Source organism: Streptomyces sp. NPDC005485 (genome assembly GCF_040606085.1).
Classification (GTDB): Bacteria; Actinomycetota; Actinomycetes; order Streptomycetales; family Streptomycetaceae; genus Streptomyces.
The window spans coordinates 40836-55069 of the sequence record NZ_JBEXDZ010000009.1; the positions used below are offsets into that span (position 1 = coordinate 40836).

15 protein-coding genes are annotated in these 14234 nt (G+C 70.9%); 4 read left to right on the forward strand and 11 right to left on the reverse strand.

Annotated features, from left to right (window positions below):
• Positions 1-6: 6 nt before the first annotated feature.
• From ABZS97_RS05535 to ABZS97_RS05550, 4 genes are all read right to left on the reverse strand, one after another.
• Positions 7-585 (reverse strand): Uma2 family endonuclease, encoded by a 579-nt coding sequence (locus ABZS97_RS05535; protein ID WP_356133857.1) that lies wholly within the window; start codon positions 583-585, stop codon positions 7-9.
• A 50-nt stretch (positions 586-635) separates the two neighbouring features.
• Complete coding sequence (locus ABZS97_RS05540; RefSeq protein ID WP_356133860.1) at positions 636-1661, reverse strand: hypothetical protein; 1026 nt, start codon at positions 1659-1661, stop codon at positions 636-638.
• Between the two features lie 291 nt (positions 1662-1952).
• The gene (locus tag ABZS97_RS05545; protein WP_356133862.1) at positions 1953-2135 is read right to left on the reverse strand and encodes a DUF397 domain-containing protein; all 183 of its coding nucleotides are present in this window, start codon (positions 2133-2135) and stop codon (positions 1953-1955) included.
• Entirely contained in the window at positions 2132-2950 is an 819-nt protein-coding gene (locus ABZS97_RS05550; protein ID WP_356133975.1) for a helix-turn-helix transcriptional regulator, read from the reverse strand. Before ABZS97_RS05550 ends, ABZS97_RS05545 begins: the two co-directional genes overlap by 4 nt.
• A 78-nt stretch (positions 2951-3028) precedes the next feature.
• Between ABZS97_RS05550 and ABZS97_RS05555 the strand changes: the two genes are divergently transcribed.
• Entirely contained in the window at positions 3029-3442 is a 414-nt protein-coding gene (locus ABZS97_RS05555) for a hypothetical protein (RefSeq protein WP_356133863.1), read from the forward strand.
• Between the two features lie 32 nt (positions 3443-3474).
• Positions 3475-4206 carry a sulfite exporter TauE/SafE family protein gene (locus tag ABZS97_RS05560; RefSeq protein WP_356133864.1) on the forward strand — a complete coding sequence of 244 codons (732 nt, stop codon included), beginning with the start codon at positions 3475-3477 and terminating at the stop codon, positions 4204-4206.
• Positions 4207-4212: 6 nt separating this feature from the next.
• Here ABZS97_RS05560 and fxsT read toward each other — a convergent pair whose 3' ends face one another.
• From fxsT to ABZS97_RS05580, 4 genes are all read right to left on the reverse strand, one after another.
• Entirely contained in the window at positions 4213-6555 is a 2343-nt protein-coding gene (gene fxsT / locus ABZS97_RS05565; RefSeq protein ID WP_356133866.1) for an FxSxx-COOH system tetratricopeptide repeat protein, read from the reverse strand.
• A gap of 133 nt (positions 6556-6688) precedes the next feature.
• Complete coding sequence (locus tag ABZS97_RS05570) at positions 6689-7348, reverse strand: DUF5063 domain-containing protein (RefSeq protein ID WP_356133868.1); 660 nt, start codon at positions 7346-7348, stop codon at positions 6689-6691.
• Positions 7341-7940 carry a recombination mediator RecR gene (recR, locus tag ABZS97_RS05575; protein ID WP_356133870.1) on the reverse strand — a complete coding sequence of 200 codons (600 nt, stop codon included), beginning with the start codon at positions 7938-7940 and terminating at the stop codon, positions 7341-7343. Before recR ends, ABZS97_RS05570 begins: the two co-directional genes overlap by 8 nt.
• 77 nt (positions 7941-8017) lie before the next feature.
• Positions 8018-8362 carry a YbaB/EbfC family nucleoid-associated protein gene (locus tag ABZS97_RS05580; protein ID WP_356133872.1) on the reverse strand — a complete coding sequence of 115 codons (345 nt, stop codon included), beginning with the start codon at positions 8360-8362 and terminating at the stop codon, positions 8018-8020.
• Between the two features lie 267 nt (positions 8363-8629).
• Here ABZS97_RS05580 and ABZS97_RS05585 point away from each other — a divergent pair, with 267 nt between their 5' ends.
• Positions 8630-9412: an SLATT domain-containing protein gene (locus ABZS97_RS05585; RefSeq protein WP_356133874.1), complete on the forward strand. Its 783-nt coding sequence runs from the start codon at positions 8630-8632 to the stop codon at positions 9410-9412.
• A gap of 122 nt (positions 9413-9534) precedes the next feature.
• Here ABZS97_RS05585 and ABZS97_RS05590 read toward each other — a convergent pair whose 3' ends face one another.
• From ABZS97_RS05590 to ABZS97_RS05600, 3 genes are all read right to left on the reverse strand, one after another.
• Complete coding sequence (locus ABZS97_RS05590; RefSeq protein WP_356133876.1) at positions 9535-11499, reverse strand: protein kinase; 1965 nt, start codon at positions 11497-11499, stop codon at positions 9535-9537.
• 78 nt (positions 11500-11577) lie between these two features.
• On the reverse strand, positions 11578-12045 hold the full coding sequence (locus tag ABZS97_RS05595; protein ID WP_356133878.1) for a MarR family transcriptional regulator: 468 nt from the start codon (positions 12043-12045) through the stop codon (positions 11578-11580).
• A complete protein-coding gene (locus ABZS97_RS05600; RefSeq protein ID WP_356133880.1) occupies positions 12042-12659 on the reverse strand; it encodes a type 1 glutamine amidotransferase family protein in 618 nt (205 codons plus the stop codon). Before ABZS97_RS05600 ends, ABZS97_RS05595 begins: the two co-directional genes overlap by 4 nt.
• Positions 12660-12844: 185 nt before the next feature.
• Between ABZS97_RS05600 and ABZS97_RS05605 the strand changes: the two genes are divergently transcribed.
• Complete coding sequence (locus ABZS97_RS05605; RefSeq protein ID WP_356133882.1) at positions 12845-14200, forward strand: aspartate aminotransferase family protein; 1356 nt, start codon at positions 12845-12847, stop codon at positions 14198-14200.
• Positions 14201-14234: the final 34 nt, after the last annotated feature.

Consider the following 14234-nt stretch of genomic DNA (forward strand, 5'->3'; position numbering starts at 1 on the left):
GCGTTCTCAGTCCACGAACTCCTTGAGTGGCTCGGTGTCGAGGGTGATGTTCACCGGCTCGGGCAGCTTCACGGCAGCACCGAACGGCAGCTTTTCCTCGTGCCGGTAGCGACCACCCTCCGGCTGGTTGAATACGACGACCGAGCCGTCGTCACGGTCGATGAGGAGATAGACCGGGATACCGGCAGCTGCATAGCCGTCCGGCTTGTCCACCCGGTCGCGCTGGTTGGTGTCGGAGTCGTACGAGGTGACCTCCACGGCCATCAGAGCACCCTCGGCTTCCGACCATTCGCCATACCCCTTGAGGCCTCCTACAGGTACGAGAACGCCATCCGCACGGGCGCGTCCCTTGCGGTACTGCTCCGTCTTCAGGCCGCTCTCCGAGTGGAGCCACAGATCGGGGCGATGCTGCATACACACCCGTTGCAGCCACGCGATCATCTCGCGATGGTTGCCGTCCGCCATGGGCTTGACCGCTACCTTTCCGTTGATGAACTCCAGCCACACGGTCTCCGGGGCATGGCGCTCCAACTCCTCGAAGTCCTCGACGGACATCTGCGGCTGGTGCTCGGTCCTGGGGGTCATGGCGTCGCCTCCTTGACTCCATGGTGCCCTGACCGGCACGTCCTGCACGCTCACCGCAGCCCTGCCGCGCGGCGCAGGGCGTTGACGCGGTCGGTGACGTCGATGACCTCGTCGGCGCCGGGCAGACCGTTGACTCGGGGGCCGGGGAGGAACGTCTCCGGGACGGCCCCGTAAACGCGCACCGGCCCTTCCGCCTCGATCTCGGCGAGGCACTCCCGGCACAGCCCGCTGACGATCTCCGTCGTCCGCTCGTCCGCGTCGCACAGACCACACGCCATGATCACGCGGGACACCTGGGCACGACGGGCGGCCTTCTGCCGTACCTTCGCCTTCTTCGGGGGCATCTTCGACTCCAATCGATTGCGGGCGAGTCCGCCCGGGTTGCTGACGGCGGGCGGTAGCCCGTCGGTCAGGGCCTTGGTGATGTCGTGCGGGGTCGCACCACGAGAGAGCCACTCCGCTGCTCTGGGTTCGAGGGCACGGCAGTCGGATGCGGACAGGGGCATACGAGGGTCGGTGGCGCGGAGTTCGGCGAGGGTGCGGTAGGCCTCGCTGGGCTCGTCGGCCTGCTCGGGAGCCGCTTCGTGCGGCTCGACCTGCTCGGCCTGCTCGGCCTGTTCGGGCTGTCCGGGCTGTCCGGGCTGTTCGGGCTGTTCGGGCTGTTCGGCTTGCGGGGGTGCTTCCTCAACTCGGGCCAGGCCCGGTTGGTAGTCCTCGGTGACGTCCTTGCCGTCCAGCTCGCGGGTGAAATTCGCCCACCACTCCAGTGACCTGGGCGTACGCGACCAGTACGTCCGCGTCACCCAACGCATCGAGTTGTCCTCGACGGTGATGTGTTCCTTGATCCAGCGGAGGTGGCCGGCGAGCGTGATGCGGCCCAGCGACGAGCGTGACGCCTGCTGGCCGTAGCGGGGGTGTTCCGCCGCGATCGCCTTGTGGCCCATCGCGTGGCCCTCTTCGAGATGGTCGACGAAGACCGCGATCTCGGCGTCTTGGGGGCTCAGGTGTGCGAAGTCTGCGTCCGCGTGCGGGTCTTCGTCACCCGCAGAGCGTTTTCCGTACCCCGGATTGGCCATGGGGTGGGTGGGACGCGGCAGTGCAGGGCTAGGCTGGGCGTAAGCCACGATCGACTGCTTTCGATTCGTCGGTTAGGCCCCGGAGCCGGTGTTGGCGCACCGACCGGGGCCGAATTATTTGCTTGTTTGCCGCGAACCTAAGGCGGATTTACGTTCCGACGCAAGCCGATCACGGAACGTCACCCTTTCGGGTTACGACGGCTCAACTCACGTACGGACTTGGTTGGTTGGGTTGGATTTCAACCAGCCCAGAAACCCAAAAACCCAATGGAGGAGCTCGGAGCCCGGGGCTCAAGCTCCGGGCTGAACTGCGGAAATGAACGCGGCCCAGGCGGGGGCGGAGAGGTGGAGTTCGGGGCCCGCGGGGTTCTTGGAGTCTCGGACATGGATGGCGGCGGCGAACGCGACTTCGACGCAGTCAGCGCCCTCGTCATCGCTGTAGGTCGACTTGAACCACTTCAACTGTTCACTCATAGCTGGTCCACCATCCGTTCGATGAAACGGTCCGACTCCGCGCGACCGAGAGCCTCTGCGCGGATCATGCTAAGCCGCTCGGTCACAGGACTGACGAGATCCGGATCAACCGACAGCCTGCTCCCCAACTGGCCTTCCGTGTAAGCGAACCGCTCGTGATCGTGGGTCTCCAACAGCACCATGGGCCCCAACAGCGCTGCGGAAATGGCCCGCTCGAAGGGGAGCACCTGGATCACAACATTCCGCAGGCAGGACACCTCCAGCAGGTGGCGCAACTGCTCCGCGTCCACCAGGGGACTGCGCAGCGCGGCCTCGTAAATGACGAAGTTCAAGGCCACCGGCGGCTTCCGCTCCGCGAGGATCGCCTGACGTTCCATGCGACCGGAGATCCGTTCCTCCACCGTCTCCTCGTCCAACGGCGGATAGCGGCTCTCGATCAGCATCCGCGCGTAGCCCTTCGTCTGCAACAGCCCTGGGATGTACAGGGCGTCGTACGCCCAGCGGCTGATCGCCTCCTTCTCCCGCTCCAAGAAGTCCTGCGCCCGCGCCGGAAACTTCTCCCTCTGCAAGTACTCCTTCGCCGCGCTCAGCAACCCCTCCGCCCGGCACAGCTCGTCCGCCACGTCGAGAACCCGCGGCGTCGGCATCCGTACGCCCTGCTCCATGGACTTGATGGTGTCCGGGGAGTAGTTGGAGGCGGCGGCCAGTTCCTCGCGGCTGACGTTCGCCTTCGTGCGCCAGCGCTTCATCTGGTTGCCGCCGTAGCGCCACGCGACGGGATGCGGCTGGGAGTTGGAGTTGTACTGGACGGACACAGCGGCCACCTCCGACTGATACACCCCGGCGTGTATCACCTCAGTCGCTACCGAGCGTAGCCCCCTGACCGCCACCGTGTGACCATGACCAACGCAATTCACGATGCCGACTGGCAGCCCGACTGGGTCCCCGCCTCGGGGCATCAACTCCGGGTGACCGGTGTCCACTTCGACGCCGTACGGATCGAGGGTGTACGAGGGGAGCTGGTCGCCGCCCGGCTCATCGAGATCGCCGACGGGGACGCGGGGCCCGTCGTCTGTGAGGCGACCGGGCTCCGGTGGATGTACTTCCTGCTCGCACCCGGCGAGGTGCGCAGGCACGAGTGGCCGCTCGGGGTGCAGCGGTTCGGTGGGGCGGGGTGCCGGACCGTCACGTACATCGGGATCCCCGCGCTGGACGGGAACACCTGGCCGCTGCGGTGGTACTCCGAGCCTACGCCCGAAACGCCGTACGTGGACGCGGAGTTGCTCAGGGCAGTCGCGGGGGATTGATCACGGCCGTCCGGGCGGGAAGGATGCCGGGCGTGACCGGTGGGTGGGCGGGCGAGGCGTTGCTGACGGGGATCGTGCTGCTCGGGTCCTGTGTGCAGTGGCTGACCGGGATGGGGTTCGCGCTGGTGGCCGTGCCCGCGCTGGTGCTCGTACTCGGTCCGGCCGAAGGGGTCGTACTCGCCAACTGTGTGGCGGGGGCGATCAGTTGTGTCGGGCTCGCGGGCGGCTGGCGACGGGTGCGGCTCGGCGCGATGGTGCCGCTGTGCGCCGCCGCCGCGTGCACCGTGCCGCTGGGGAGCTGGGTGGCGCGGCGGCTGCCCGAGTCGGTGCTGCTGGTGGGCATGGGGCTGCTGGTGTGCGTGGCCGTGGTCGTGGTGATGCGGGGCGTGCGGGCGCCCGCGCTGCGGGGCGGACGGGGTGCGGTCGTCGCTGGGGCCGCCGGCGGGTTCATGAACTCGGCGGCTGGGGTGGGCGGTCCGCCCGTCTCGCTGTACGCCCTCAACGCGGGCTGGACGGTACGGGAGTTCGTGCCGAACGCGCAGTTCTACGGCGTACTCGTCAACGCGTTCTCCGTGGCCTCCAACGGCCTCCCCCGGCTCGGTGCGCCGGTGTGGGGGCTGGCCGTGGCAGCCATGGCAGTGGGGGCCGGGATCGGAAAGGTGCTCGCGGAGCGCGTGCCGGAGCGGCGGGCCCGGCAGCTTGTGCTGTTGCTGGCGTTGGGGGGTGGGGCCAGCACCCTGGGCAAAGGGCTGTGGGGGCTGTGAGCCGTACTAAGGCTTGGCGGGGCCGTCGGTGGCTTCGGTGCCCTGCTCGTATGCCGCTTCGAGTCGGAGGCGTGCCTCCTCGGACAGGTCTCGGACGGCGTCTCCCATGCCCTCCAACAGGCCGAACAACATGATGGACAGCGGATGTTCATCGCCGAGGTCCGAGAACATGTCCACGATGAGGCTCTGCAACCGCTCGCTGTAGCGCTCGTCGCGCGTGGCCGCGTAGACCTGCATCAGCGCTACGCGCGCGGCGGCGGTGTCGCCGTGATCCTCACCGAGTACGCGGACACAGGTGGCGACGTACGCCTCCGCCTGTGCCACATCCTCCGCGGAGGCCCGGGGCAGCTGCGGCGGCGTGGCGGCCACGGTCTGCTCGACGAAGTCACGCATCACCGTGCCGAAGTCCTCGCGGCTCCCCAGCCCGCCGAGAAGTCCCCTCACCAGGTCACCGACTGGGGCGCCCAGGAAGTCGGGTGCCTGAGCCAGCATGATGGCCATGGCCTGCGCGGAAAGCGTTTCGGGGTGCTCAGCACCCAGCGCGCGCTCACAGTCGGCGAGCAGTTCCTGCATCATGGCGCGCGACCGCGCCAGGTCACCGGTCTCGACGATCTGCAACACCAGCGAGTTGCGTGCCGCGAAGGTCCGGGGATCGTCCTCGCCCAGCACGCGTGAGCACTCGGCGAGGACCTCCTCGGTCAGTCGGAGCGCCCGCTCCACATCCCCCGTGAGCGCGGCCGTCTTGGACGCGTTCATGAGGGCCGAGAGCGTCACCTCGTGGTCGTCGCCCAGGACCCTGCGACAGGTGGCGAGTGTCTCCTCGGCCATCGCGGTGGCCTGCGCGACGTCGCCGTTCATCCGGTGGGCGTGAGCGAGCTCGGTCCGTGCCTCCAGGGTTTCCACCGCCTCGGTGCCGTGCAGCCGTACGCAGTCGGCCTCGGCCCGGCGCAGCAGGTCGAGCGCACGGGGAGCGAGGCGGGTCGCGACGGAGAGCATGTGGTTGCCCGCCCTCGTGAGCAGCCGCGCCATCGCCGCCGTGTCCGTCTCGGGCGGCGCGGACTCGGCCAGCGCCTCGACATGCGGCAGCAGGGCACGCATGACCGGCCAGGCGGCCGGATCCCGGCTGTCCGCGGGCAGCGCCCCCGCCAGTGCGTCCATCGCCGTCGCGCGGGCCCGCGCGATCGTTTCGGCGCTTCGGTGCCGACCGTCGTCCGCAGTGCGCGACACAGCCTGCACCAACCGGTGCACGGACACCGTGTCCTCGTGCAGCGTGATCATGCTGTGTGCCTTGAGCCGCCCGAGGGCCGTGCGTACGGCGTAGGAGGGGCCAAGGGCGTTGAGGAGCGAGCGGGGGGCGCCGTCGGAGGCGTACCAGGCGAGGACCAGGAGGATTGTGCCGGCCAGCGGGTCGTCGGCGAGCCGGTCCAGGGTCAGGTGCCAGATGCGGGCGATGGTGCGCTCGTTGTCACCGCCCTCGTCCGTGGCGGCGTACATGTGGGCGGGGTGGGCGGTCAGTTCGGCGAGGTACTCGCGGGCCGTGCTGCTGGTCTGCTCGCAGTACGCGGCCGCCTGCGCGACGGCCAGCGGAAGACAGCCGAGCTCCTCGCAGACTTCGGCGACCCCGTCACGGCCGGTGTCGGCCCCGCCCCGCTTCCGGGTGAACAGGTCCACCGCGTCCTCGACGGACAGGACGTCGAGGGAGACGGACTCGGCGATGCCCTGCCAGCCTCCCGCACGGCGGCTGGTGATCAGGAACCGGCCCGAAGCCGCCCTGGCCAGAAGGGGTTTGATGTCCGCCGGGTCGGCGACGTTGTCGAGGACGAGCAGCCAGCCGGTATGCGAGGAGAGCCACTGCAGGGCCCACTCGGCCAACTGCTCCTGGGGCAGCAGCGTGACCAGGGCGGGCCGCAGGGCGGCCGTGAGACCGGCGAGGCCGGCGTCGACCGCGTCGCGGCTGTCGGCGGTGATCCACCACACCGGCGCGTGGTCCCTGGCGAAGCCGGACGCCCAGCGGGCGGCGAGCGTGGACTTGCCGATGCCACCCAGTCCGTGCACCGCATGCACGACGGCCTGACCCGGGGCGTTCAACGCGGCGTCCAGCAGCGCGAGTTCCCGGCCGCGGCCGACGAACAGCGCCGCCCGCTCAGGGATGTTGGCCAAGTCCTTCGGGCAGTCGACGGATTCGGGCGACGGGTACGCCTCCGGTGACAGCATCGTCAGCGTGTCGGCGTCGATGTGCAGGCCGACCGCACCCTGCCCGGTGATCGCCTGGGCAATGTTCCCGCCGGCGGCGACGGCGGACTCGCCGGATGCCGCCACACCGGGCCGTCGCTCGAACAGGGAACTCATGGGCACATCATGACCCGCGGGCGAACCGGACGTCAGGCGAGTGCGGAGAGTCGGGCAGCGGACCCGAGGGCCCGGCTGCTCGCCGCCCGCACCCCAATGCCCGGCTACGGCTGAACTGCTCCGGCCGGTCGGGCTACTTGACCGTCCGCAACCCCAGCGGGCCCGCGATCTCCTCCGCCATGACCTTGCCCGCTGCCTCTTCGAGGGCCTCCTCGCCGAGGTCCTGGTCGGTGTCGAGGCCGTCCAGCTCCTCCAGGGGCTGGTTCAGGCGGACGTGGGCGACCAGGGACTGAAGGGCGCGGAGGGTTGCCGAGGCGGTGGAGCCCCAGTTGGAGAAGTACGAGAACTGCCACCACCACATGGCCTCGGTGGTGCGGCCCGCGCGGTAGTGGGCCATGCCGTGGCGCAGGTCGGCGATCACGTCCGCAAGGTCGTCCGAGATCCGGGCCGGGACCGGCGCCTTGCGGGGCTCGTACGGGTCGAAGACCTCGGAGTAGACGTCGATCGGTTCGAGCATGACCGCCAGGCGCTCGCGGAGCTCGTCGACGTCCGGCTCCGGGCCCAGGTCGGGCTCGTACCGCTCGTCCGGGACGATGTCCTCGTGCGCGCCGAGACGGCCGCCGGCCAGCAGGAGCTGGGAGACCTCAAGGAGCAGGAAGGGCACGGCCGAGTCCGGCTCGTCGCCCTTGGCGATCTCGGCGACCGCGACGAGGAAGCTCGCGACCTGGTCCGCGATCTGGACCGCGAAGTCGTCCGGGTCCTGACCGGTCTCGTGCAGCGTGGCGTCAGACATCTAGGAGTCGTCTCCCCTCGAAGGCGCGGCCGAGTGTGACCTCGTCCGCGTATTCCAGGTCGCCACCCACCGGGAGGCCGCTGGCCAGGCGGGTGACCTTGAGGCCCATGGGCTTGATCATGCGGGCGAGGTACGTGGCCGTGGCCTCGCCCTCCAGGTTCGGGTCCGTGGCCAGGATCAGCTCGGTGACCGTGCCGTCCGCCAGGCGGGCCAGGAGTTCCCTTATACGGAGATCATCCGGGCCCACGCCCTCGATGGGGCTGATCGCGCCGCCGAGCACGTGGTACTTGCCGCGGAACTCGCGGGTCCGCTCGACGGCGACGACGTCCTTGGGTTCCTCGACCACGCAGATGACGGAGAGGTCGCGGCGCGGGTCGCGGCAGATGTTGCACAGCTCTTCCTGCGCCACGTTCCCGCAGGTCGCGCAGAAGCGGACCTTCGCCTTGACCTCCATGAGGCACTGCGCGAGCCGGCGGACGTCCGTCGGCTCGGCCTGCAGGATGTGGAAGGCGATCCGCTGCGCGCTCTTGGGACCGACGCCGGGCAACCGCCCCAGTTCGTCGATGAGGTCCTGGACCACGCCTTCGTACACGGACTGCCACCCTTTCCTGTTCCTGGAGTCCTTCGGTACATCCGGTCAGTACGTACGGTAGTTGGCCGCCGCCCGTCTTAGAAAGGCAGGCCCGGGATGCCGCTGCCGCCGCCGAGGCCCTGGGCGAGCGGGCCGAGCTTCTGCTGCTGGAGCGCCTGGGCGTTCTCGTTCGCCGCCTGGACCGCCGCGACGACCAGATCCGCGAGGGTCTCGGTGTCCTCCGGGTCCACGGCCTTCGGGTCGATGACCAGGCCGCGCAGCTCGCCCGAGCCCGTCACCGTGGCCTTGACCAGGCCGCCGCCCGCCTGTCCTTCGACCTCGGTGCGCGCCAGTTCCTCCTGCGCGTTCGCGAGGTCCTGCTGCATCTTCTGGGCCTGCTGGAGCAGCTGCTGCATATTGGGCTGGCCACCACCGGGAATCACGATCAGCTCCTGGTTTCGTACGGCTGTGTGGACGGACTTTTCCCGTCAGCCCGAGCCTACGTGGTTGACGGGCCCATCGCCCAAGCACTCTTTCGAGTGAGGACCTGGTCAGGCCTATACCTGATCAAGACCCTCGTCCAGGCGTAAAAGTGGCGAAAACCGGTCCATCGCCACCCATTGGGCGGTAGGAAGGGGGCGGCGCTTCAGCACCAGGCGTCACGCAGGCTTCACGGGCCGTCACGCAATGTCGTCAGTAGGGAGTGCCGGGTGAACCAGCCGGAGATGCAGCCCGAGGGGCCGCTCCAGGACGGTGACGGACGGGACGGCGGTGGGGCGGGTCCGCGGCCGGGAGTGCCGGGGCTGCCCGGCATTCCGGGGGCTCCGGGTGACCTGACCGGCCGGCCGTTTCCGCTCGGCGACTGGGGGGAGCCCGCCGAGCGGCTTCACGAGCTGTACCGGTGGGTGGAGCGGGGGGCTCTCGGCACCGCCGAGTGGTACCTCGCCGACCGCGTCTGGAAGCGGCGGGGTGCGCGGGTGCTGCGCGGCGGGGCGGCGCTCGGGGCGGTCGCCGGAGCCGCGCTGCCGCTGATCGACCTCACCGGCGTGGTCGGCGGGGTCGCGGCCTGGGGATATCTGGCGCTGCTGCTCGCGGTCGCGTGCGTGGCCGGTGACCGGTTCTTCGGGGTCACCTCCGGGTGGATAAGGGACGTGGCCACCGCGCAGGCCGTGCAGCGGCGGCTCCAGGTGCTCCAGTTCGACTGGGCGAGCGAGAGTGTGCGGGAGGTGCTGGGGCCCGCCGAGGGGACCGCGGGTGAGGCGGCGGAGCGGTGTCTCGGGGTGCTGCGGCGGTTCTCCGAGGACGTGACGGAGCTGGTGCGGGCGGAGACGGCGGACTGGATGGTGGAGTTCCGAACGGGGGCTGCGCCGCTGGGGTTGCAGTCGTCGGTGGTCGCTCCCCGGGGGGAGGGTTCCCTCCCGCCCGGGCGGTTTCCGCTGCCGCCGGGGGCTCGGCCGAACATGCCTCGGCAGCGGCCGCCCGAGCCGCGGTGACCCCGGGTCCTGTGGCCCCGGGGTCCCGTCCCTGGGGGCTCCGCCCCCAGACCCCCGGCCGCCCTGAACGGGCTTGTCCTCAAACGCCGGACGGGCTGAAAAACCTCGCTCGGGAGTACCGGTCAGCCGGACTTCGTGTACGTGAGTGACTCGATGGAGTTCTTCGTCACGCGGTGCAGGCGGCCGTCCGGGAGGAGGGTGACCTCGGAGGCCTGGCCCGGGCTGCAGGTGGGGGCCTCGCCGACGGTGACGGTGGAGGGGCCGATCTCCAGGGGGCCGTCGCCGGTCGGGGCCTCGGCCAACTCGGCCTGGAAGACGCAGTGGTAGCTGCCGCCGTCCTTCGTGGGGCCGTCGGCCGTGACCGAGACGACCGTGTCGCCGACCTCGCCCTGCTGGATGACCAGCTTGCGGGTGCTGTGCCCGGTGTCGTTGTCGATGGTCCCCTGCCAGGTGCCGAGGTAGCCCGTCGGGATCTTCCCGTCCTGCGGCGGCTGAGTAGTGGTGGGCGGCGTCGTCGGACTCGTGGGCGAGGGCTCAGGCGTGGTCGGGCCCGGTGTCGTCGGGGCCGTGGTGGTCGGGCCGGGGTTTGCCTCGTCGCCCTTCCCGTCGTCCCGCATCAGCGCGTACACCGAACCGCCCGCGCCGAGCGCGACGATCAGCGCCACGACGATCAGCACCGCCGTGGAACGACCGTTCCGGCGCGGCGGCTCCGGCTGCCCGGCGGGAGCGACTCCCGGACCGTAGGGGGGTGTTGTGCCGGGCCCGTACGGCGGGGTCGAGCCGAGGGCGGGACCGTACCCCGGGGTCGGGGCGGCGCCCCAGCCGGCCTGCGGGTAGCCGTACGCGGGGTGGACCGGCGGCGACTGCGGGTGCTGCTGGGGATAGCCGTAGGCGGGGTGCACGGGGCCGGGGCCCGCCGCGGGCGGGGTGGCCGGCGGCGGGGGCTGGCTCGTGCCCGAGATCATCGTCGGCAGGTGGTCCAGCGACGCCGGCGGCCCCGGCGGAAGCGCGGGCGGGCCGTCGTCGGCGGAGGCCGCGGCGTGCTCCGGGGAGGCCTCGGGGGCGTCCTGTACCGAAGCGGCGGGAGCGTCGGTGGACGGGGGCTTGGACAGGTCCGTGGGCGGCGGGGCGGCGGGAAGCGCGAGCCGCTCCGGCGGGGCGGGCTCGTCCGGATCCTCCGTGTCCAGCAACTGCACGGCGTGCCGCCCCAGTTGGGCCACCAGCGCGCTCGGCAGCCACGGATCGCGGGTCCGCCCGTCCGAGACGGTGTCCTCCGCGCCCGTCCGCTCCAGGATGTCCTCAAGCGTGGGCCGCTCGGCGGGATCCTTGCGCAGGCACTCCCGTACGAGGTCGGTGAGGCCCTCCGGCAGGTTCGTCAGGTCGGGCTCCTCCTGCGCGATGCGGAACATCAGCGCGTGCACCCCGCTGTTGGCCGCCCCGAAGGGAAGGGCGCCCGTGGCGGCGTAGGAGAGGACCGAGCCCAGGCAGAAGATGTCGCACGCGGGCGTGATGCGGTCGCCGCGGACCTGCTCGGGCGCCATGAACCCCGGCGAGCCGACGAGCGCACCGGTGCGGGTGAGGCCGCCGTCGGTCACCGTCTCCAGGGCGCGTGCGATGCCGAAGTCGATGACGCGCGGGCCGTCGATCGTGACCAGCACGTTGGAGGGCTTGAGGTCGCGATGGATGAGCCCGGCGGAGTGGATGTCCTGGAGTGCGTGCGCGAGACCGGCGGCGAGGATGCGCACCGAGCGCTCGGGCAGGGCGCCGTGGTCGTGGCCCACGACGGCCTGGAGGGAGGGCCCGGCGACGTAGCCGGTGGCCACCCACGGGATGTGGGCCTCGGTGTCGGCGTCGAGGACGGGCGCGGTCCAGTAGCCGCCGACCCGCCGCGCGGCCTGCACCTCCTGCCGGAAGCGGGCCCGGAACTCCTCCTGTTCGGCGAGTTCCTCGCGCACCAGCTTGACCGCGACGGTACGTCCGCGGTCGGAGCGCGCCAGGTACACGTGGCCCATGCCGCCCGCGCCCAGCCGCGCCAGCAGCCGATACGCGCCGATTCGCTGCGGATCCCCCGGCCCAAGCTTCTCCATCGCTGCGCCACCCTCCCCCGTACGTGTGCAACAGATCGAGGATAGTGCGGCTCCCCGGGGAGGTGGGTGGGGCGGTGTCTACGGTTCCGTAACAGGCTTCGGTCCCTCCGTGACCTCGTCGAGCACCGCCGACAGCCGCTCCAGCACCCGTACCGTCTCCGCGAACGCGGGCTCGCCGAGCGCCTCCGCCAGGCGGTCGGCGAGGGCCGCGTGTCCGGGGCCGATCCTCGCGATCGCGGCGCGGCCCTCCTCGGTCGGCGTGAGGAGCTTGGCTCGGCGATGGGCGGGGTTGGGCAGGTACTCGGCCAGCCCCTCCCGCACCAGCAGGTCGGCGACCCGCTGCACGCCCTGCCGGGTCATGCCCATGACGCGGGCGATCCCGGAGACGGGCAGCGGCTCGGGCAGCACCGCGCCGAGCACCTGCCACCAGGCCGCGGTGAGCCCGGCCGGGCGGGCCAACTCCTCGGACACGGCGAGCAGTTGGCCGTTGAGCCGGAAGGCGCCGAGTGCGGTGCGGCTGAGCAGGTCCTGACGCTCGCGGCTCACCGAGCCGCCTGCTGGAGCACGGCGAAGGCCTCGGCGTCCGAGTCGTGGTGGAGCCGGTACCAGGCGTCCAGCACCTCTCCGTCGTACACGCCGAGCAGGCGGAAGACCTCGCGGGCGAAGGCGACGGGTTCGGTCGGGCCCGCGGTGACCAGGTTCCCGTCGGTGACGGCGTCGGCGTCGACGTAGCGCTCGGCACCCTTGTACGCGGTGGCGGCGAGATAGAACGACACCGCGCTGGTGTGGTCGCGGTCGTCGAGCAGACCCTCCCGGGCGAGCCCGGCGGTCGCTCCGCAGATCGCGGCGACGGGCGTGCCCGCGTCAAGGAACGCGCGGGCCTTGCGGGCGAAGGGGGCGAGGTCGTCGCCCGCGTCCCAGAGGTCGGCGCCGGGCAGGATCAGCAGCGCGCCGTCCTGCGGCTCCACGTCGTCCAGCGCGAGGTCGGGCTCGACGCGCAGGCCGCCGATGCTCGTCACCGGCGCGCGGGTGGGGCCGACGGTCCGGATCTCGTAGCCCGCGCGGGCCAGGTAGGCGGTCGTGTGCCCCGTCTCCCAGTCGGCGAAGGTGTCGTACACGGCGAGATGCACGGGCTTGCGGTTCGCGGTCGCTGTGCTCATCGCTCCTCCTCGGGCAGACCTGCATTCGATGACAAGATGTTGTCATTTCGACAGCATGTTGTCAATTGCGTCCGGAGGGCTCCGGCTGTCCCGCACCACCACGCGACAACCTGTCGCGGAAACCCCCCGACCGCAGACAGGACGCCGATATCGCGTCCGTATCGCGGACATTTACGCTCGGGCGCATGACCCCTCAGCCCAACCCCCAGGCCGGCGCCGCCGTGAAGGCCGCGGACCGTGCGCATGTGTTCCACTCCTGGTCCGCGCAGGAACTCATCGACCCGCTCGCCGTCGCCGGCGCGGAGGGGTCGTACTTCTGGGACTACGAAGGCAAGCGGTATCTGGACTTCACCAGTGGGCTCGTCTTCACCAACATCGGGTACCAGCACCCGAAGGTCGTCGCCGCGATCCAGGAGCAGGCCGCAACCCTGACCACCTTCGCGCCCGCCTTCGCCGTCGAGGCCCGCTCGGAGGCGGCCCGGCTGATCGCCGAGCGGACCCCCGGCGACCTGGACAAGATCTTCTTCACCAACGGCGGCGCGGAGGCCGTGGAGAACGCCACCCGGATGGCCCGGCTGCACACCGGCCGCCCGAAGGTGCTCTCCGCCTACCGCTCGTACCACGGCGCCACCTCCACCGCGATCAACCTCACCGGTGACCCGCGGCGCTGGCCGAACGACAGCGGCGCGGCCGGGGTCGTTCACTTCTGGGCGCCCTTCCTCTACCGCAGCCCCTTCCACTCCGAGACGGAGCAGCAGGAGTCCGAGCGGGCGCTGCAGCACCTCGAGGACACCATCGTCTTCGAGGGCGCGGCCACCATCGCCGCGATCATCCTGGAGACCATCCCGGGCACGGCCGGGATCATGACCCCGCCGCCGGGCTACCTCACCGGCGTCCGCGAGATCTGCGACCGCTACGGCATCGTGCTGATCCTCGACGAGGTCATGGCCGGGTTCGGGCGGACCGGCAAGTGGTTCGCCGCCGACCACTTCGACGTCGTACCGGACCTGATGACCTTCGCGAAGGGCGTGAACTCCGGATACGTGCCGCTCGGCGGTGTCGCCATCTCCGGCGCCATCGCGGAGACGTTCGCCAAGCGGCCCTACCCGGGCGGGCTCACCTACTCCGGGCACCCGCTCGCCTGCGCGGCCGCCGTCGCCACCATCAACGTGATGGAGGACGAGGACATCGTCGGACAGGCCGCGCGCATCGGCGAGAGCGTGCTCGGCCCCGGGCTGCGCGCCCTGGCCGAGCGGCACCCCAGCGTGGGCGAGGTCCGCGGCACCGGTGTCTTCTGGGCGCTGGAGCTGGTGAAGAACCGGGAGACCCGGGAGCCGCTGGTGCCGTACAACGCGGCGGGGGCCGACAACGCGCCGATGGCCGCGTTCGGGGCGGCGGCGAAGGCCCACGGACTGTGGCCCTTCATCAACATGAACCGTACGCACGTCGTGCCGCCGTGCAACGTCTCCGAGGCCGAGGCCAAGGAAGGGCTCGCGGCCCTGGACGAGGCCCTGTCCGTGGCGGACGAGCACACGGTGTGACCCGTCCCCGCCCGCTCACCCTCCGGACAGGCTG

Excerpts from the sequence above, each read along its gene's own strand:
- ABZS97_RS05535 (WP_356133857.1), bottom strand. The coding sequence starts at position 585 with ATGACCCCCAGGACCGAGCACCAGCCGCAGATGTCCGTCGAGGACTTC.
- ABZS97_RS05540 (WP_356133860.1), bottom strand. The coding sequence starts at position 1,661 with ATGGCCAATCCGGGGTACGGAAAACGCTCTGCGGGTGACGAAGACCCG.
- ABZS97_RS05545 (WP_356133862.1), bottom strand. The coding sequence starts at position 2,135 with ATGAGTGAACAGTTGAAGTGGTTCAAGTCGACCTACAGCGATGACGAG.
- fxsT (WP_356133866.1), bottom strand. The coding sequence starts at position 6,555 with ATGAGTTCCCTGTTCGAGCGACGGCCCGGTGTGGCGGCATCCGGCGAG.
- ABZS97_RS05570 (WP_356133868.1), bottom strand. The coding sequence starts at position 7,348 with ATGTCTGACGCCACGCTGCACGAGACCGGTCAGGACCCGGACGACTTC.
- ABZS97_RS05590 (WP_356133876.1), bottom strand. The coding sequence starts at position 11,499 with ATGGAGAAGCTTGGGCCGGGGGATCCGCAGCGAATCGGCGCGTATCGG.
- ABZS97_RS05600 (WP_356133880.1), bottom strand. The coding sequence starts at position 12,659 with ATGAGCACAGCGACCGCGAACCGCAAGCCCGTGCATCTCGCCGTGTAC.
- ABZS97_RS05605 (WP_356133882.1), top strand. The coding sequence starts at position 12,845 with ATGACCCCTCAGCCCAACCCCCAGGCCGGCGCCGCCGTGAAGGCCGCG.